Source organism: Mesorhizobium sp. M0910, assembly GCF_040319465.1.
In the GTDB taxonomy this organism is placed as follows: domain Bacteria; phylum Pseudomonadota; class Alphaproteobacteria; order Rhizobiales; family Rhizobiaceae; genus Mesorhizobium.
The window spans coordinates 408,008-427,205 of record NZ_JAMYNZ010000006.1; the positions used below are offsets into that span (position 1 = coordinate 408,008).

The following is a 19,198-nucleotide window of genomic DNA, read 5'->3' on the forward strand; positions in this document are numbered from 1 at the left end:
TCGATGAAGCATTTTTTCAATCGCAGGGATACGATCGTAACTGAGGCCCTGGACGGCTTCCTCGATACTACCGGCGCCGGCGATCTCGCTCGCCTCGACGGCTATCCCGAGATCAAGGTCATTCTCCGCGCGGACTGGGATAAGACCAAGGTTGCGGTCATTTCCGGCGGCGGGGCCGGGCACGAACCTGCCCATGCCGGCTTTGTTGGCATTGGCATGCTGACGGCGGCGGTTTCGGGCGAGATCTTTGCTTCGCCGAGCGTGGAAGCGGTATTGGCCGCCATCCGCGCGGTGACCGGTCCCGCCGGGTGTCTGCTGATCGTCAAGAACTATACCGGCGATCGCCTCAACTTCGGCCTGGCAGCCGAGAAGGCGCGCGCCGAAGGCTTCCGGGTCGAGATGGTGATTGTCGCCGACGATATCGCCCTGCCGGACATTGCCCAGCCGCGTGGCCTGGCCGGCACCTTGTTCGTGCACAAGATCGCCGGCCACCAGTCGGAAGCCGGCATTGACCTGGCGGCGATTGCCGGGGCGGCGCGGGCAGTGGCGGCGGATATCGTTTCGCTCGGCATATCGCTGTCATCCTGCTCGATCCCCGGCCAGAGCCATGAAGAAAGATTCGGGGCGGACGATGCCGAACTCGGCCTCGGCATCCATGGCGAACCGGGCGTTGAGCGGATTGCGGTGCAAAGTGCCGAAAGGCTGGTTGCGATCATGTCGGAGCGCCTTGCCGCGCGGCTTGATCCGGTCAGCCACTACGCCTTGCTGATCAATAATCTCGGTTCGGTGCCACCGCTGGAAATGTTGCTTGTCGCCAATGCGGTACTGGCTTCACCGCTGGCGCAAAAGGTGACGCTGACAATCGGGCCCGGGCAGCTTATGACCGCGCTCAACATGAACGGCTTTTCCCTGTCGCTGATCCGGCTCGATGCGTCGCGCGAAGCGGCGTTGCGGGCGCCGGTAGGCCCCCACGCCTGGCTGCCGGCAAGAGCCGTTCGCCAAGCCAGCGTCGTGCCGATGGCCAAAGCCGCCGGCCCGAACAACGCGTCGAAAGCCAGCCAGGACGCACGCACCGACCGGTTGGTTGTCGCGGTCTGCGAACGGCTGATCTCGCTTGAAGGCTCGTTGAACGGACTGGATGCCAAGGCGGGAGACGGTGACACCGGATCGACAGTGGCGGCCGGTGCGCGCAGTGTGCTTGGCCGCATTGCAACACTGCCGCTCGCTGACCCTGCCGCAACGCTCGCCGTCGTCGGCGACATCCTGAGCGCCAGCATGGGCGGCTCTAGCGGCGTGCTGTTGTCGATCTTCTTCACCGCCGCCGCGCAGGCGCTGGAGTCTGGCGAAACGCTTCCCAAGGCGCTTCTCGCCGGCCTCGATCGGATGTCCTTCTATGGTGGAGCGAGGGTCGGCGATCGCACGATGATCGATGCCCTGGAACCCGCCTTGAGGGCGCTGGATAGGGGGAGTCTGGAAGATGCGGCGGTCGCGGCGCAACGCGGCGCCGAGGCCACCGCTGCCATGCGCAAGGCCAAGGCCGGGCGGTCCGCTTATATTGGCAGCCAGCTCGACGGCGTGGTCGACCCCGGCGCCTTTGCCGTCGCCGAGGTCTTCACTGCCCTCGCTGCGTTGCTCGAACCCGCTTGACTGGGGAAAAGAATGCTTCAATTGCCGGATATGCAATTTTCTCGTACTGCCGGCAGCGCAGGGGCCAGGAGCATGGGTGATATGGCGGCAGCGGATATTTCCAGGCTGATCGAGGCGGCGGCAAACACGATCGCCGCACATGCCGACGAGCTGACCAGTCTCGACCAGGCCATCGGCGACGGCGACCATGGGCTCAACATGAGACGCGGCTTCGAGGCAGTGCGGGCCGAGGCCGGCGCGTTTGCGACAAAGCCGTTGCCCGAGGCGCTGAAGGCGATCGGCACCAAACTGGTGATGACCGTCGGCGGAGCCTCCGGTCCGTTGTTCGGCACGCTGTTCATGGCGCTCGGCAAGGAGATTTCCGCCGCGCCGGGTCGCGCCGACCTGGCGGCGGCCTTCGGCAAGGCGATCGAAGCGGTTGCCGCCAGAGGCAAGTCGCAGGCCGGGCAAAAAACCATGTTAGATGTGCTGCAGCCGGTGCATGAGGCCCTGCTGCAGGGAAAGACGGCAGCGGACATCGTCGAGATCGCCGACAACGCGGCCGACGCGACCGTGCCGATGAAGGCGCTGCGTGGGCGCGCCTCGTTCCTTGGCGACCGTTCGATCGGTCATATGGATGCCGGCGCACGCTCGACTGCGCTTCTGGTGCGGGCCGTAGCCGAGGCAATCGAGAGGCGCGCATGAGCAATGTCGGCATCGTCATCGTATCGCATTCGCCGCTGGTCGCCGAAGGCACCGCCGACATGGTGCGGCAGATGGTCGGCAACGAAGTGCCGCTTGCATGGTGCGGGGGAAACGGCCATGGCGGGCTGGGAACCAATGTCGAGGCGATCATGGACGCCATCGACAAGGCCTGGTCGGAGGCGGGGGTCGCGATCCTCGTCGATCTCGGCGGTGCCGAGACCAATAGCGAGATGGCGGTCGAGATGATCGGCGAACCACGCGCCCAGAAGATCATTGTCTGCAATGCGCCGATCGTCGAAGGCGCGGTGATGGCGGCGACCGAGGCTTCCGGCGGCGCCTCGCTCAGGGAAGTGGTGGCGACGGCGCACGAATTGTCGCCGTCGTGAACGAACGGGAATTTTGACAAGCATGTCCGCAGCAGCCGAAGCCAGCGTCCTGATCACCCATGAGGTGGGACTGCATGCGCGTCCTTCGGTGAAGTTCACCAAGCTTGCCAAGACGTTTTCGGCCGACGTCGAGATTGCGCTCGCCGCCAACGGGCCATGGTTCGACGCCAAGAGCATCGTCAAGGTGATGGCGGCGAAAGCGCCGAAAGGCACTGTCCTGCATATCAGAGCCAAAGGGGACGGCGCCGGCGAGGCGGTCGGCGCACTGGTCGAGCTGGTGCGGCGCGATTTCGACGAAGGCAAGGACCATGCCCGAACCGCTTAGGCTGCAGGGCATTTCGGCATCGGCCGGCTATGCCGAGGGGCCGCTGTTCAATCTGGACCAGGCTGCTGTGCGTTATGTCCGCAAGGCGACTGCCGCGGACGAGAAGGCGGCGCTTGAGGCCGCCATCTCCATTGCCGCAGGCCGGCTCGCGACATTGATGGAAACCAGCGACAGCGAGGCGGCCGGTATCCTCGAATTCCAGCTCGCCATGCTGGAGGACGACGCGCTGACCGGCCCGGCCTTTGAGCGAATTGCCGAGGGCATGGCTGCTGATGTGGCTTGGCGAAAAGCGCTCGACGCCGAGATAGCCGGCTATGAAACATCCGAGCAGGACTATTTCCGGGCGCGCGCGGCCGACATGCGCGACATACGCGACCAGGTGCTACGCGCGCTTGCCGGGGGCGGCGACATTGCCGCGCCGGCAGGTGCGATCTTCTACGGCGAGGATATCGCACCGACGCGCTTCCTCGAAACCGACTGGAGTGCCGGCGGCGGCATAGCACTTACGGCCGGAAGTGCCGCAAGTCATGTCGCAATGCTGGCACGCTCACGCGGCGTGCCAATGGTGGTGGGGTTGGCGCTCGTAGCGCGTGGGGTAGCCGGGCCCGGTGCTTCGCCGGCTCACCTTGCCGGAATCGCACTGCTCGATGCCGAACATGGCGGCATCGTGTTGGCGCCTTCGAAAGTGGAGATCGACGCATTCCGGCGATCGTCGTCGTCTTTCGCGGCGCATCGCGACAAAGCGGCAGCCTATTTGACAAGGCCGGCAGCAACGAAGACCGGCATAGCGGTCCACGTGCAGGTGAATATTGCCGATCCGTCCGATGTCGACCGCATCGATGCTGCGGCGTGCGACGGTGTCGGGCTGATGCGGACCGAATTCCTGTTCGGCAAGACGCTGCCGGACGAGGAGACGCAATATCGCGCCTACCGTAGAGTGCTGGAATGGGCAGGCGACAGGCCGGTGACGATCCGTACTGTCGATGCGGGCGGCGATAAACCTGTGCCGGGCCTGACCGTCGAGGAAGGTAATCCATTCCTTGGCCTGCGCGGGATCAGGCTGTCGCTGATGCGTCCGGAGATCTTTGGTGTGCAGATCCGCGCCTTGCTACGTGCCGCCATGCACGGCAATCTGAAGGTGATGTTCCCGATGATCGCCGTTCCGGAAGAGTATGAACACGCCACCGCGCTGTTCGCTGAGGAGCAGGCTGACCTTTTGGCGCGCGGCATCGCGCACAAAATGCCGCCGCTTGGCATCATGGTCGAGGTGCCGTCGGTGGCCATCGCACCGGAGGCATTCGCCAAGGCCGCTTTCTTCTCGATCGGTTCGAATGATTTGACCCAATACGTGATGGCCGCCGCGCGCGACAATGCGTCGGTCGCACATTTGAATTCCGTCAGGCATCCGGCCGTGCTCCGGCTGATCGCCTCGGTTGCCGCCTTCGGCCGCGAGCATAATATCCCGGTCAGCCTGTGTGGCGATGCCGGCGGCGACCCCGCCTCGATCCCGGCGCTGCTCGAAACCGGCCTGCGTGACCTCTCCGTCGCTCCCGCCCAACTCGCGATGGCCAAGGCGGCCATCGCGGACGTTTCGATCTAGGCCCCGGTATGGCAGACAAGGCGCCGCAATCCGGCCCCGAAGAGGCGATCCGCGCCTACAAGACGATCCTGTCGCAGGTGATCGACCAGCGCCCGTCCGGCATGCGCCAGCGCCTCGCCGATGCGCTTGGCAAGCACCGCAGCTTCGTCACGCAGATTTCAAGCCCTGCCTACTCGACGCCGATCCCATCGAAGCATTTGCCGGCTATCTTCTCCGTTTGCCATTTCAGCCCGGTCGAACGCGACCATTTCCTTGAGGCCTACCATCGGGCGCATCCGGGAAAGATGTCGCTGGCCGCAGGCCTGCGCAAGACACGTCATGTCTCGCTGATCGTTCCCGATTTCGGCGACGACAAGCAGAACGCGGCGCTCGACCGGGCGGTCAACGATTTCATCCAGAAGATCACCAGCATCGCCGGCAAGGGCAGCTGACGCTGGGCTATTTCGGGAGAACAGCCATGAAGAAATTTCTGAATTCGGTCGATACGGTGCTGACCGAGAGCCTCGACGGCTTCGTTGCCGCGCATGCCGATATCCTGGCGCTTGGCGAGGAACACAAATTCATCCGCCGCAAGCTGCTCAAGCCGGGCAAGGTGGCGCTGATCTCCGGCGGCGGCTCGGGTCACGAGCCGCTGCATGGCGGGTTCGTCGGGCACGGCATGCTGGATGCGGCCTGCCCCGGCCAGGTATTCACCTCGCCAACGCCTGACCAGATGATGGCGGCGGCCGAAGTCGTCAATACGGGCGCCGGCTGCCTGTTCATCGTCAAGAACTACGAGGGCGACGTGATGAATTTCGACATGGCCGCTGAAATGTCGGAAGGCGTGATGCAAATCGTGACCAATGACGACGTTGCGGTCGAAAACTCGTCCTACACCACCGGCCGGCGCGGCGTCGCCGGCACGCTGGTGGTCGAGAAAATCGTCGGCGCGGCGGCCGAACAAGGCATGGCACTGGAGCCGTTGAAGGCGCTCGGCGAGCGCGTCAACGGCGCGACGCGCTCGATGGGCGTGGCGCTGACCAGTTGCACCGTGCCGGCGGCGGGCAAGCCGACCTTCGATATCGGCGACGGCGAGATGGAGTTCGGGGTCGGCATCCATGGCGAGCCCGGAAGGCGGCGCGACACATTGAAAAGCGCCGACGCCATCACCGACGAGATCTGTACCGCAATCCTGGGTGACCTGGGCGACGGTGCCAGAGGCCAGGCGCTGCTCTTCGTCAACGGCTTTGGCGGCACACCGTTGATGGAGCTTTACCTGATGTACAACAGCGCCCGCAAAATCTTCGAGAAGCACGGCGTCACAGTGACCCGGTCGCTGGTCGGGTCCTATGTGACCTCGCTCGACATGGCCGGCTGTTCGATCACGCTGAGCATGCTCGACGACGAGGCGGCTGTTTGGTGGGATGCACCGGTACATACGGCCGCACTGCGCTGGGGCATGTAGCGGCGGAGAATGCCCCAGAAATAGCCGGTGATAGGACCGACATCGGCAACGCCGCGTATCGTCAGACAGTTGCCCTCCTCACCCTGCGTAAGATAAAGAATCTGCGGGTTTGGGGAGTTCGAGCATGCGTTACAATTGGGATCGGGCGCCGACGGGTTTCGAGCGCCATGGAAAGATGCTGGCAGCCGCCTTGCTGATCGCCGGCGGGGTCGGACTTATGCTCGCTGCCCTCCCGCTTTAGGGACAACAACTCGGGTAGCGGACTACTTCCCAGCGCGTTGCCTCAGTTCACCTGGCCTGTCACGGCGAGAAAACGGCGGTCACGCCCTTCAAATCCCTGGCTGAAGCGCTGCACGAGCACGACAACCACGCCCGCTTTGCCGTCTGGGGTGAAGGTGTAGGATTCCGACACGCTGTAGGAGGTCGGGCAATTCCTCGAACCGGGTACGGTCTTGTCCTCGTGCAACACCTTGATCGGATGACCGTCCTGGCCCTGCAGCGTCAGGCGAAAGCCGAGCGCCTTGCCGGTCGTCTCGCCCTGCTGCGCCCCGTCGAAACTCGCTGAACAATCCGCCGTGCTATCGGCAAGAATCTGCTCGAGCTGAATGGTCGAGATGCCAAGCTCGTCATAGGTCGGCGAAAGCCATTGTTGCGAAACCTGCTCGAGGCGCGCAATGTCGTTGTAGGCGACCATGTCGTCGGGAAAGGTGAACCTGTCCAAGGCAGTCCGCTCGCCACGCGGCGCTATGTAATATTTGGCCAGCAAGGGCGCCGCCTGCTCCGCGGCCTGTGCCCTCGCCTGCGCAAGTGTCAGCGTCGAATCCTCCGTCTCGTCGACGATGAGGATCGGCTTGCCGCCGACAAACTGATCGGTGCGGGTGTCGATGAGGTCGATCTCCGACCAGCCCGAATCCGAAGCACCAGCGTCGAGCGTGCCATACTGCTCGAAGGCGAAATAGTTGCCGTCGGGCGAAAAGCCGATGATACGCCGTGCCGCCGCATCGCCGGCCTGAGCAGCTGAAGCGAGCCCCACAGCCAGCGTCGCAACCGCGGCAAACCCAAGCTCATACCGCAATCTCATCGCGCCCTGCCCCCAATGTCGAAAATTCGGTCGATACCAGCCCCGCAGACCACGACGGCCTTGCATTTGCCGCCGAATTAGAACGACGGCAAACGAAACGCACAAATACATGGTTACACAAACCAGCATACGCTATTTCAAGGACAGCAAACATTCCTGGGGAGGAAGCTGGATGGCGTCACGCTACCACGAGGTTTATGACGGCTGGAAACGCGACCCGGAAAAGTTCTGGGCCGATGCCGCGGGCGCTATCGAATGGTTCTCGCCCTTCGAGACCGTGTTCGACGCCAATGCCGGTGTCTATGGCCGGTGGTTCAACGGCGCTTCCTGCAACACCTGCTTCAATGCCGTCGACCGCCACGTGGCGGGCGGCCGTGCCGACCAGATCGCGTTGATTCATGACAGCGCGATTTCGGGCACAATCAGGAAATTCACCTATGCCGAGTTGAAGCGCGAGGTGGTCGCGCTGACCTCGGTGCTCAAGAATCGCGGCATCCAAAAGGGCGATCGCGTCATCATCTACATGCCGATGGTGCCGGAAGCAGCCTTCGCCATGCTTGCCTGTGCGCGGATCGGCGCCGTACATTCGGTGGTCTTCGGCGGCTTTGCCTCGCATGAGCTCGCCACCCGCATCGACGACGCCAAGCCGAAGCTGATCATCTCCGCTTCCTGCGGCGTGGAGCCAGGGCGCGTCGTTGCCTATAAACCGCTGCTTGACAAAGCGATCGAGATGTCGCGGCACCAGCCCGAAGCCTGCCTCATCCTGCAGCGCGACCAATTGCGCTGCGAGTTCAGGGAAAATCACGATATCGACTATGCCGACGCCGTGGCGCGTGAGCGGGCCGCCGGCGCCAATGTCGACTGTGTTCCGGTGCTTGCCACCGATCCGCTCTACATCATCTACACGTCGGGCACGACCGGCCAGCCGAAAGGCATCGTGCGCGACAATGGCGGCCATATGGTCGCGCTGAAATGGTCGATGGAAAACGAGTTCGGCGTCAAGCCGGGCGAAGTGTTTTGGGCGGCTTCCGACGTCGGCTGGGTGGTCGGCCATTCCTACATCGTCTACGGCCCGCTGCTGCATGGCTGCACGACCGTGCTGTTCGAGGGCAAGCCGGTCGGCACGCCCGATGCCGGCACCTATTGGCGGGTGATTGCCGAGCACGGCGTCGTCGCGCTGTTCACCGCGCCAACCGCCTTCCGCGCCATCAAAGGACAGGACCCGAAGGGCGAATTCGTCCCGAAATACGACCTGTCCAAATTCCGTACTTTGTTCCTGGCCGGCGAGCGCGCCGATCCGGAAACCATCAAATGGGCGGAGCAGAAATTGAACGTGCCCGTGATCGACCATTGGTGGCAAACCGAGACCGGCTCGCCGATGACCATCAACCCCGCCGGACTGGGCCTGCTGCCGGTCAAATACGGCTCGCCCGGCGTGCCGATGCCCGGCTATGACATCCGCGTGCTCGACGATGCCGGGCATGAGGTCAAGCGTGGTACGCTTGGCAATGTCGTGGTGAAATTGCCGCTGCCCCCCGGCTGCCTGCCGACGCTGTGGAATGCCGACGAGCGGTTTCGCCAAGCCTATCTCGAGGAATTCCCCGGCTTCTACAAGACCGCGGATGCGGGCATGATGGACGAGGACGGTTATCTTTATGTCATGGCCCGCACTGACGACATCATCAATGTCGCCGGCCACCGGCTCTCGACCGGCGCCATGGAGGAGGTGCTGGCCGCGCATCCCGACGTTGCCGAATGCGCCGTCGTCGGCATTGCCGATGCGATGAAGGGGCAGGTTCCACTCGGCTTCGTCGTGCTGAATGCGGGCGTCGACCGCGATGCAGGGATCATCGAGAGCGAGGTGGTCACGCTGGTGCGCGAACGGATCGGCCCTGTCGCAGCCTTCAAGACGGTAGTGACGATCAAGCGCCTGCCGAAGACGCGCTCCGGCAAGATCCTGCGCGGCACCATGCAGAAGATCGCCGACAAGGAGGAATGGGCCATGCCGGCGACGATCGACGACCCCGCCATCCTCGACGAGATCACCGCAGCACTGAAGGGCCGCGGGATCGGCCTGTAAGAACGCCGAAGCCGAGTTGCGTTCGAAGCTCCGGGTATGGAACGACCGGTGCCAGACATGGTATCCACGCGCTGCGTCGCAATGTTGTTTCGAGATCGAGGCGCATTCACAGCCATACGGGACGCCATTCGTGACCTTGTTCCAGCGATCGAGAAACACCCGGACCGCGGCGCGCCAGCGGCTCGAGATCGATATCCGGGAATCAGTCGTCTACGCGATCGGCGACGTGCATGGCTGCTATAAGGAGCTTCGCTCCCTGGAGCAGAACATTCTGCTCGATTCTGCGTCTTTCGAGGGACGCAAGCTCATCATCATGCTTGGCGACTACGTCGATCGTGGTCCGCAGTCGGCGCGCGTGCTCGATCATCTGCTGGCGCCGCCACTCCAAGGCTTCCAGCGTATCTGTCTTGCCGGTAACCACGAAGTCGTGATGCTGAACTATCTCGACGGGATCATTTCGAGAGAGTCGTGGCTGGCGATAGGCGGCCTGCAAACGCTGTTTTCCTACGGCGTCGACCCGGAGCGCATGGCCGATCTCTACGGTTCAAACGAGGAGGTCGACGGGCGCATTCGAGAGATCATTCCCGCCGACCACGTCAGTTTCATGCGTGCGCTGCCGGTCATGGTCTGTTCGGCGAAATTCGTATTCGTTCATGCCGGCATCAGGCCGGGCATCGACCTCGCCGCACAAGATGAGGACGACCTGCTCAACATCCGCTCGGAGTTCTTCGAAGCCGCACATCTTCTCGACCGCTATGTGGTGCACGGGCATACGCCGGTCGAGTTTCCGAAGCTCGAGGGACGCCGGCTTGGCATCGACACGGGCGCCTTCCAAAGCGGCCGGCTGACCGCAGTCAGGATCGCCGACAAACGCGCCAGGTTGATATTTTCCTGAGCGCGATATCGTCGCTCAGGCAGCCGCCTTTGTGCGTGCTTCCGATTTTTCCAGATAATAGCTCGAATATTTGTCGAAGAATCTTTCGGAGCCGCCGATCGAGCCATACTTGGCCAGTTTCTTCAATTCGACCTTGTTCAGAACCGCGCCGACGATCTTCTTGGCGATATAGGGTTCTGAGCTCAGCACGGACTGCACCATTGCCCGCGGCGTGCGTCCCCACTCGGCGACCAGCACGAAACCGTCGACAAGCGGGGCGAAGGCCTTGGCGTCGACGACTGGCCCGAGCGGCGGCAGATCGACGATGATGTATTCGAAAGTTTCCTTGGCATTATCAATGAAGCGCCGCATGCCGGCCGAAGACAGAAGCTCGCTGGTGTGCGAAAAATGGCCACGCAGGACGGCCGGGATGATCGCCAGCTTGGTCTGCCGGTCGATCTTGCCGACCGACTGCCAGGTCCGCCCGCTCACCACCGCTTCCATCAGGCCTTGCTCGGCCTCCATGCCAAGGCTGCGGCTGAGGCCGGGGTTGCGCAAGTCACCGTCGATCAGCAGCGTTTTCGATCCGTTGGCCGCAAGCAGCCCGGCAAGATTGGCGGCAACCGTCGACTTGCCTTCGCCGGGCAGCACCGAGATCACACCAATGACCCGGCTGCCCTGGCCTTCCATCACGACATCGAAGGCGATCTTGGCGTTGCGCAGCGTCTCGGAGAACATTGATGCCGGGGCATCGACGGTTACCCGCATGCGCGCACGTTTTTCGGCTGCCGACAATGTTTTGGAGGACTGGGATTTGGAGGACTTGGCGGTCCTGGTTTCGGCGGCCTTGACGTCGGGCTGACCGTCGTCGCGCTGATCGTCCTTCCCAGCCTTGCCGATGACCGGCAGGTAGCCGAGGAATTTGAGGCCGACGCGGTCGCGCACATCCTCGCCGGTCCTGAAGAACCGTTCCCTGAATTCATTCAGGCCGCCAACCCCGGCCCCCATCATTATGCCAAGCGCCAGCGAAAGCCCCAGCACGATGGCCGTCCGCGGGGTTGCGGCCGACTGCGGCATCGTCGCATCGGAGATGACCCGGATCTTGCCGACCGGGAAGGATTGCTGCTGCGCAGCCTCCTCATAGCGGTTCAGGAATGTCTGATAGAGCGTCGAGAGCGCCGTCGCCTTCTGCTCCAGCTCACGCAGCTTGACCTGCGACTGGTTGTCGATAGAGCTCTTGCCTGCCGCCAAGGCGACATTTGCGCGGAGCGCGGTCTCGCGCGCCAAAGCGACCTCGTATTCGTTGCGGTAGCTTTCGGTGAGCTGCTTCAGCTCGCCGAAAATCTGCGCCGATATGTCGGCCTTCTCCTTGGCGAGCGCGACGGCCTGCGGATGTTGCGGGCCGAAATTGGCTTCGACATCCTGCTGCCGCTTGGCGACGGTGAGATAGCGGTTCTTGAGCGTCGTGATGACCGAGCTGCTCGGCTGGTCGTTCGATATCGCAGCGTCCTTGAATGCATTGTCCGAGCCGCTTTCGACGATCGACTTGTACTGCTGATAGCGGGCGCCGGCACGTGCGGTATCGGCCTGCGCGACGATCAGCTGGGTGTTGAGATCGGACAGTTGCTTGTCGCTGATCAGCTGGCCGTCATTAACGGCCAATCCATGTTCGGCCCTGAACTTTTCGACCGCCAGTGCGGCCGCCTGGGAGCTCTCACGAAGCTCGGTCAGCCGGCCTTGCAGCCAGACCGCCGCCCGCTCAGTCGCGTCGAAGCTGGCATCGAGCTGATCGGCGAGATAGGCGTCGGCATAGGCCTTGGTGATGGCGGTCGCAAGCGCCGGATCCGTCGCCTGGAAGGAGATGCTGATGACAAAGCTTCGGCCGATCCGCTCGGCGTCGAGTTGGTTCTGCAGTTTGAAGATTGCGTAGTCACGGGGCGACGACGATGCGGTGATCGCGTCACGCGTCGCAGCATCAAGCTGAGTGACGTCGGTCGTGCTAGCGGCGCGCTTGGGGCGGACAGACTGGATGAGACCGCGTACAAAGCCTGCGACCTTCGACAGGGCCGACGTCGGAGGGTTCATGAAAGCGTCGTTCTGATCGAGCTTCAGCTTGTCGACGACCACCCCCGCCAGCCTGGCCGACTGCAGAATTTCGATCTGGCTCAGAACGGCGGAGTCGGTCTGCATGCTGACCGACGCCGCCGAAATGTCGTCGACGACCTTGTTCCATCCTTCGTCGATCAGCACGCTGCTCGTCGCCACATAGGTAGGAGGCGTCGTCTGCAAGTAGAGGACGCCGAGAAAGAGACCGATGACGGCACAGGCGGCAACCACTTTCGCCTGCCGCGCGGCCATGCCAAGCAGGCGCTCGATGTCGATGAAGTCTTCGGCGTTTGCCGCACTCGAAGCCGGCAATGGCGTCCTCTTCTCGACAGGAAAATTGGCATAGTTCATCTTCGGTCCAATTCTAGTTTGCAGGCGCTACCGCCTCGAAGGTCGGGACATAGGGTGCAAACCTTGCGCCGGACAGTGCGCGTTACGCGCGGCGCAATGGCCTGTCCTGCGTCATCAGCCGCGCCCACAATGCCTCAAAAAAATGGACATTATGCGGCTTCTTCCCGACGCTGGTGCGACCGGACGAATTCCTGCAGCATATCGAAGATCTGGCCCTTCATGTCCTCCCGCGCCAGCGCGAAAGCGATATTGGCCTGGATAAAGCCCTCCTTCGAACCGCAGTCGAACATGCGGCCGTCGAAAGGCTGGGCGAAGAAGGCTTGCGTCTGTGCGAGGCGCACCATCGCGTCGGTCAGCTGGATCTCGTTGCCGGCGCCGCGTTGCTGGCTGCCCAGCAGCGAGAATATCTCGGGCTGCAGGATGTAGCGGCCGTTGATGTAAAAGTTCGACGGGGCGTTGGCCGGAGCCGGCTTTTCGACCATGGCCGTCACCTCGAAGCCAGTGCCGACATCCGCGCCGCGGCCGACAATGCCGTATTTGCTGGTCTCGGTCGGGTCGCAACGCTCGACGGCGATGACGTTTGCGCCGGTCTGTGCATAAAGATCGGCGACTTCGGCGAGACAGCCGCGCCCGCCAAAGGACACCATGTCCGGCAAAAGCAATGCAAAGGGCTCGTCGCCGATGACTTCGCGCGCGCACCACACGGCATGGCCGAGGCCCTGCGGCGACTGCTGGCGGATGAAACTTGTCGCGCCGGCGACGGGAAGCAGGCTTTCGAGCGCTTCAAGCTGCGCCTTCTTGCCGCTCTGCTCCAGGGTTCCGATCAGTTCAGGATGCAGGTCGAAATAGTCCTCGATCACCGCCTTGTTGCGGCCGGTAACGAAGACGATGTGCTCGATACCTGCCTCGAACGCCTCATCCACCGCATATTGCACGACAGGCCTGTCGACCACCGGCAGCATTTCCTTCGGCATGGATTTGGTCGCCGGCAGGAACCGCGTTCCAAGCCCTGCCACCGGTATGACTGCCTTCCTGACTTTTTTCATTGCATATTCCTTCTGATCGATTTCAACCCGTCGCAGGCGGCGAAAACTATCTTCATTCGCCCGCAGCCCTTCACCTCCCCGCCACCACGGCAAACTGTGCCGCTACCCTTCGCAGCCGGACGGCGATCGGCATGCTCATATGCCGAACCGCCGCCGGATCGCTGAGCGCCGTCCATATCGCCTTAAGCGGGGACCGCGCCTTGATGTGCTGAACCAGCGACAGGAATGACGCCGCCCGCCGCAGGCTGCGAGCGCGCCTGGCAAACGCCGCCGCGGCCGCAGCATCCATGGAATGGGTTCCGGCGAAGATGGCATCGGCCCTGCGCATCGCCTCGACGTGATGAAGCTCCAGCACCCGGGAAATGGAGCCGGTGCGGATGTGGTAGACATAGCCTGTCGTCGGTTCGACCACGCATTTGCCGCCTTTGGCCAGAGCATTGGCCAGGAGGATATAGTCTTCGCCGATGATCAAGCTTTCATCGTAGCGCAGCCCGTTTTCGTTCAGGAACCGGCGCTGGAAGATCGGCTTGAGATAGCCGAGATTGAATCTCGATTCGAAGACCACATTGCCGGCGATGTAATCCGCCAGCGAGATTTCACCGAGCCCTTCCAGATAGTCGGCCGGGAACATCGTCTCTTCGGCAACGCCATCCTCGCGAACGACCTGCAGATTATCGACCGCGATCTCGGCGCCCGCCTTCTCCGCGCGTTCGATCATGGTGCAGATTCGCCCGGGATAGACCGCGTCGTCGGAATCGAGGACCGCGACCCACCTGCCGCGGGCAAGTTCAAGGCCGGCGTTCCTGGCGCCGCCGGGGCCACGGTTTTGCTCAAGCGCGACCACGCGTACGATGCCTTCGGGGTAGGATCTCGCCAGATCGAGCGTCCGGTCGGCCGACCCGTCGTCGACGACGATGACCTCGACGCTGACATTGCGCTGGGCAATGGCGCTGGCGATCGCCCGATCGATGGTCGCCTCGGCATTGTAGGCGGCAATCACGAAGCTCACGTCAGGCTGCACGCTTGCCCCCTTGCTGCGGCGAAGACAGACCGTATTGGCGGATTTCACGAACCCCGACGAGGCCGGTGACGACGCCGACATGCATAATGCCGCGAAGCAGGCTGCGGTTCCGGCGCACGGGGTCGATGGCGACCGGAATTGCCGACAGGAAACTGTAGGCGGCCTTTGCCGCGGCAATGCCGACCTGCTTGAGCCGGGCAAGGCCGTGTACATTGCGCCCCAGAAGATGACCGTGCGTCTGCCCGACGCGGAACCGGCGGCGGCCGAGCCAGTCGAATGCCGCCCTGGCAGGTGGCACCGCTTCGTCGACCCAAGCCTCCGGCGAAAAGGCGATGCGGCCGCCGGCCTTGACCATCTGGTCGAAGAATTCCGTATCTTCGCCACCGGTCTGGCCACGTGCCAGGCTGAAGCGCTGGCCGCGCAGGCTCTCAGCCCCAATCCTGAGCAGGACGTTGCAGGTATAGCCGGTGCGGATCTCGCCGCGGACCCAGACCGGTAGGGTCGAGTGGAAATCACCCTTGCGCATCCAGGCGGGCGCATCCGCCCGGTAACGGGCTCGCACCGGCCCGAGAACGGCCGCAGCACCAGTTGCTTCCGCCGTCGCCACCAGTTCGGCAAGCCAGCCGGCGGTGGCCGTCTCGTCGTCGTCGATAAAGGCGACGAAATCCCTCGCACTGGCATCGAGGCAAGCGTTGCGCGCGATCGAGATGTTGCGGGCCGGGGCGTGCCGATAGGTCACCGGCAGCTTCAACTCCCCCGCCAGCCTGGCGACCAGCGTTTCGGCCGTCGGCGTATCGTCGTTGTCCGCAACGATGACACCGACGTCGAATCCCACGGGCATATCCATGGCCGCTATGGAGCGAAGCGTGTCGGCAAGCTCCGGCCGGCGAAATGTGCAGATGCAGATATCGATGCTTCGATTTTTCCTGACCGGCTCCATCACGCTACCTCGCGCTGCGGTCGCGGTGCGAGCAGTTGCAGCCAGAAACCGACCGACCAGCCGAAATGCATAACCATCGCCGAGACCCCGGCAAGCGCAATGTCGGGTTTGCGCTGGCTGACGGCGGTCAAAAAGCCGTAGCCGAGGCAGACCGACGCCCATAGCAAAAGCGGCACGGCCGCCAGCCAGTGGACGAAGGAAAAGGCGGCGAGAAGAACCACGGGGAACACCAGAAGCGGCACCATTTGCCGGATCTTCGGGATCATGCGGTGCTTGAGAACGTTCTTCGCCCGGCCACGGCCATAGCCGAGATACTGAAAATAGAGGCCCTTTAGCGAGGAGCGCGGGTAGTAGACCATCTGCGTCTTGCCGGTCATCCAGATGCGGTAGCCGGCCTGGCGGAGCCGATAGTCGAGTTCGGCATCCTCATTGTGGCTGAACGTCTCGTCATAGCCGCCGACCGCGGTGAAGGCCGATATCCGCATCAGCGCATGGTGGCCATGATCGACCCATTCCCCCGCCGAAAGGTGCCGGTGCTTGGAGCCGCCGGTGCCGAGCCTGGAATTCTGCGCCGCTGCCGCTGCTTTCTGAACCATGCCGCTGCCACTGGTCAGCATCGAGACGACGACCGAATCCGCGCCGGTGGCCTGCGCTTCTTCGATCAGCCGGTCGCAATAATCCGCGGGATAGCCGCCGTGCGCATCGATGCGAATGAGATAGTCGACGCCTTCCCCGAATCTGGCGACGGCGAGATTGATCGCCGCGCTCTGCAAGCGCTTTTCATTGTGCAGCAGGGTCACCCGCTGATCTTTTGCGGCGATATCCGCGACGATCGTCCTGGTGCCGTCGGTACTGCCGCCATCGGCAACGATGATCACGGCGCCCAGCCTCTCGGCCGCAGGGCGAAGCTCTCGAAGCAATGCGCCGATATGGGCCGCTTCGTTCAGGCACGGAACCACGATCATGCAGGATGGAATGTCGGTTTGCGTCATCGGCAGTCCTTCTATGCCAATGCTTCGGCAGCATATGGACCGGGAGCCGCAGTCAGCCCGCGGAGCTTTTCCACAAACGCCCGGCAATCGGCGCGGTCGTGGCTCCAGGTGCGCGGATTGCGGGCAAGAACACGCGCCCTCAATGTCTCGAACCGATGCTGCTCCATCGTGCCGACTGCGGCTTCGAGCGCCTCGGGGGTGGCTTCTGACAATAGAACCCCGATGCCTTGCCGGTCGAGGAACCGGCCGGTTTCGGTGGTTCCCATCGAAATCGGCACAGCTCCGAAGCGGCAGCCTTCATAGAGCCGGTTCGGCAGCAGCCATTCGGAGTTCAGGCCCTGCTCAAAAAAGTCGATGGCCCAGGAAAAGTGAACCTCGTGGTAGATCGCCGCCATGTCCTCGGGATTGCGGTAGGGCCCGCCAAACGACAGCCAGGGTTCCGATTGAACAAAACCATGGAAATCGGGAAATTCGGACAGCGCCGGCCGGCCTCTGAGGACGATTTCAAAGCGGCCGTCGAGGCGGCGCGAAAATTCGGCCAGAAGCTCCAGGGAGCGACGGCAGCGGAGCGCACCGAACCAGCCGATCCGCCACGGCGGCGCAACGGGATTCTCCGCCGTAATGCGGTCATCCAGCGAAGCTGCGGCCGGCTCGAAATGCTTGTTTTCGAGCAGTTCGACCGGAGCGGCAACCTGTCCGAACGGCTTGAAATAGTTAGCGATGAAGGCCGGAGAGCTGGTCACCAGAAGCTTCACATCCCTGGCTAGGAAGCGTTCCGCACCGCGCATCGCCCAGCCCAGCGAATCGTCGCGAAGCAGCAGGCGATGGATGTCCAGGCACTCGTAGACGATCGGCACTGTTGCCTGGAAAGCCGACCTGGCGCGGCGGGCAAGCGCCAGCATTTCCAGATTGCGCGCGATAATGAGATCGGGCCGTGGCATTGAGCCCAGCTTCGAGCCGGTCGAGACCACCGCCTTCATGATCGCGGCCAGACGTTGGGCGAATCGGCCATCACGAGTCGGGCCGAGATCGATCGGCTGCAAGCCCTCGACATCAGCAACTGCGCTTGCCGTACGACGAAAGCCCGCCAGCGTAACCTGGGCGCCGCCTGCCTTGAGCATTATGATCCGCCGGCGCACTGCCGGGTCGGAGACGTCGTGTACCAAGTACAAGACATGCAGCATGAAAACTCGACCGCTGTTGGCCCGCCCGCGACGATGCTAGTACACCTCTTGCTGCATCGCAACATTTTTGGTTGCAGCGTAGCAAAGATCCACGTTTTTTGTTGCACTGCAAAATCGATGGGTTAATCTCGCTCTGCTTGGGCCGCATGGACCGCGCGCTGGCCTGCCATCGGACTGCGCGCCAATAATCACGACGCGAGGACCATCCTTGGCGTGCAGCATTTTCGGCCAACCCGCCTGCAATTCGCCCCTTCGCGCCCGTCGATGGAAGCACGGGACTACTCACGAAATGAGGTCATTCCATGAAGATCGCGGTTGAAAACACCGTCTGCCTGAATACCGGGGATGCAGCGATTCTCCTGGCGATTCGCCATGTTTTCAAGACGATCGTGCAGGACGATATCCAGTTCTACGTCTTCGACAGCCAGCCGGAGGTGGCGGCGAGGCTCTACACGAAGAAGGACTATCCGGACCTCGAATTCCACAAGCTGTTGTCGGAATCGCTGTTCCGCTACAAATACGGCAGCGGGCTGAAGAACCTGTTCAAGCCGATCTACAATCGGCTCGTCCTCAATGCCCTGCGGCGGTTCGGCATCCGCGGCGTTGTCGGGCGTTTGTTCAGCTCAAGCAATCGCCGTGGTCTCGAGATCTACAAAGACGCCGATCTCGTGGTCACGACAGGCGGAACCTATCTCGTCGAGACCTACAATCTGGAGCGGCGCCTCAAACAATTCAGGATCGACGCGATTCTGGGCAAGGACCCGGTCTTCTTCACACAATCGCTCGGCCCGTTCAACAAAAGTTACAATCGCCAGGAGTTGAGCCCGATCTTCGACCGGAGCCCGCTCATCCTGCTGCGCGACGAACGTTCGCGGGGCCACATTGTGGACATGGTGAAAAACCCCGGCAAATGCCACGTCGTGGCCGACGCCGTCTTTGCCCTGGCCGACACTGACAGGATCGGAACAATTCTGGCCTCCGGCCAGTCGGCCACCGTCACCGGCCGCGTCGCCATTTCCGTCCGTCACTGGAACTATGTCAGCGACGGCGAGGGCGGCATGCGCCGCTACATCGACTCGATCCGCGAGATCGCGACTATCCTGGTCAGGGACCACGCCAAGGAGGTCACCTTCGTCTCCACCTGCCAGGGCGTGCCGGAATACGCCCATGACGATTCCAAGACGGCGAGGGCGATCGTTGCCGAACTCGATCCGGAGATCGCCGAACATGTCAGCGTGGACGCTTCGTTCCACACGCCGGAGCAATTGATGGCCCTGGTGAAAGGCTTCGACTTCGTCGTCGCAACACGCATGCATATGATGATCATGTCGCTCTGCGTCGGCACGCCGGTGCTGCCGATCGCCTATGAATTCAAGACCAAGGAACTTGCCAAGCGGATCGGCGTCGCCGACCTGCTGCTCGACATCGATACGGTGA

At 62.8% G+C, this 19,198-nt stretch carries 16 protein-coding genes and 1 pseudogene; 10 read left to right on the forward strand and 7 right to left on the reverse strand.

The genetic code is table 11. The features are described from left to right. Nucleotides 1–3: 3 nt before the first annotated feature. The 7 genes from NKH78_RS17960 to dhaK all read left to right on the forward strand — a co-directional run bounded on the left by NKH78_RS17960 (nt 4) and on the right by dhaK (nt 6,086). Nucleotides 4–1,647 carry a dihydroxyacetone kinase subunit DhaK gene (locus tag NKH78_RS17960; protein WP_352469939.1) on the forward strand — a complete coding sequence of 548 codons (1,644 nt, stop codon included), beginning with the start codon at nt 4–6 and terminating at the stop codon, nt 1,645–1,647. Between the two features lie 81 nt (nt 1,648–1,728). Further along, nucleotides 1,729–2,331, forward strand: coding sequence for a dihydroxyacetone kinase subunit DhaL (gene dhaL / locus NKH78_RS17965; protein ID WP_352469938.1), 603 nt, complete (start codon nt 1,729–1,731; stop codon nt 2,329–2,331). Beyond that, entirely contained in the window at nt 2,328–2,717 is a 390-nt protein-coding gene (dhaM, locus tag NKH78_RS17970; RefSeq protein ID WP_352469937.1) for a dihydroxyacetone kinase phosphoryl donor subunit DhaM, read from the forward strand. Before dhaL ends, dhaM begins: the two co-directional genes overlap by 4 nt. 22 nt (nt 2,718–2,739) lie before the next feature. Next, nucleotides 2,740–3,042 (forward strand): HPr family phosphocarrier protein, encoded by a 303-nt coding sequence (locus NKH78_RS17975; RefSeq protein ID WP_023676329.1) that lies wholly within the window; start codon nt 2,740–2,742, stop codon nt 3,040–3,042. After that, nucleotides 3,026–4,642, forward strand: coding sequence for a phosphoenolpyruvate--protein phosphotransferase (gene ptsP, locus NKH78_RS17980; RefSeq protein ID WP_352738637.1), 1,617 nt, complete (start codon nt 3,026–3,028; stop codon nt 4,640–4,642). The genes NKH78_RS17975 and ptsP overlap by 17 nt, the downstream gene beginning before the upstream one ends. 8 nt (nt 4,643–4,650) lie before the next feature. After that, complete coding sequence (locus tag NKH78_RS17985; protein ID WP_352738634.1) at nt 4,651–5,073, forward strand: hypothetical protein; 423 nt, start codon at nt 4,651–4,653, stop codon at nt 5,071–5,073. Nucleotides 5,074–5,099: 26 nt separating this feature from the next. After that, nucleotides 5,100–6,086, forward strand: coding sequence for a dihydroxyacetone kinase subunit DhaK (gene dhaK / locus NKH78_RS17990; RefSeq protein WP_352738632.1), 987 nt, complete (start codon nt 5,100–5,102; stop codon nt 6,084–6,086). Nucleotides 6,087–6,369: 283 nt separating this feature from the next. Here the strand turns inward: dhaK and NKH78_RS17995 are convergent, their stop codons facing one another. Further along, complete coding sequence (locus NKH78_RS17995; protein ID WP_352738630.1) at nt 6,370–7,167, reverse strand: DUF2259 domain-containing protein; 798 nt, start codon at nt 7,165–7,167, stop codon at nt 6,370–6,372. A gap of 172 nt (nt 7,168–7,339) precedes the next feature. Between NKH78_RS17995 and NKH78_RS18000 the strand changes: the two genes are divergently transcribed. Further along, nucleotides 7,340–9,247 carry a propionyl-CoA synthetase gene (locus NKH78_RS18000; protein WP_352738628.1) on the forward strand — a complete coding sequence of 636 codons (1,908 nt, stop codon included), beginning with the start codon at nt 7,340–7,342 and terminating at the stop codon, nt 9,245–9,247. A gap of 130 nt (nt 9,248–9,377) precedes the next feature. After that, nucleotides 9,378–10,142, forward strand: a complete 765-nt coding sequence (locus NKH78_RS18005) for a metallophosphoesterase family protein (protein WP_352738626.1) — start codon at nt 9,378–9,380, stop codon at nt 10,140–10,142. Nucleotides 10,143–10,157: 15 nt separating this feature from the next. Here NKH78_RS18005 and NKH78_RS18010 read toward each other — a convergent pair whose 3' ends face one another. From NKH78_RS18010 to NKH78_RS18035, 6 genes are all read right to left on the reverse strand, one after another. Beyond that, entirely contained in the window at nt 10,158–12,578 is a 2,421-nt protein-coding gene (locus tag NKH78_RS18010) for a polysaccharide biosynthesis tyrosine autokinase (protein ID WP_352883388.1), read from the reverse strand. Between the two features lie 149 nt (nt 12,579–12,727). Continuing rightward, nucleotides 12,728–13,624 carry a UTP--glucose-1-phosphate uridylyltransferase gene (locus NKH78_RS18015; RefSeq protein WP_352649782.1) on the reverse strand — a complete coding sequence of 299 codons (897 nt, stop codon included), beginning with the start codon at nt 13,622–13,624 and terminating at the stop codon, nt 12,728–12,730. 70 nt (nt 13,625–13,694) lie between these two features. Next, nucleotides 13,695–14,645, reverse strand: coding sequence for a glycosyltransferase family 2 protein (locus NKH78_RS18020; protein ID WP_254816101.1), 951 nt, complete (start codon nt 14,643–14,645; stop codon nt 13,695–13,697). Continuing rightward, nucleotides 14,635–15,585 carry a glycosyltransferase family 2 protein gene (locus tag NKH78_RS18025; RefSeq protein ID WP_352738686.1) on the reverse strand — a complete coding sequence of 317 codons (951 nt, stop codon included), beginning with the start codon at nt 15,583–15,585 and terminating at the stop codon, nt 14,635–14,637. Before NKH78_RS18025 ends, NKH78_RS18020 begins: the two co-directional genes overlap by 11 nt. After that, nucleotides 15,585–16,577, reverse strand: a complete 993-nt coding sequence (locus tag NKH78_RS18030) for a glycosyltransferase family 2 protein (protein WP_352506975.1) — start codon at nt 16,575–16,577, stop codon at nt 15,585–15,587. The genes NKH78_RS18025 and NKH78_RS18030 overlap by 1 nt, the downstream gene beginning before the upstream one ends. 11 nt (nt 16,578–16,588) lie before the next feature. Beyond that, entirely contained in the window at nt 16,589–17,761 is a 1,173-nt protein-coding gene (locus NKH78_RS18035; RefSeq protein WP_352506976.1) for a glycosyltransferase family protein, read from the reverse strand. Nucleotides 17,762–18,063: 302 nt separating this feature from the next. Between NKH78_RS18035 and NKH78_RS18040 the strand changes: the two are divergent. Next, nucleotides 18,064–19,116, forward strand: a pseudogene (locus tag NKH78_RS18040) (polysaccharide pyruvyl transferase family protein); the annotation flags it as partial. Between the last annotated feature and the right edge of the window lie 82 nt (nt 19,117–19,198).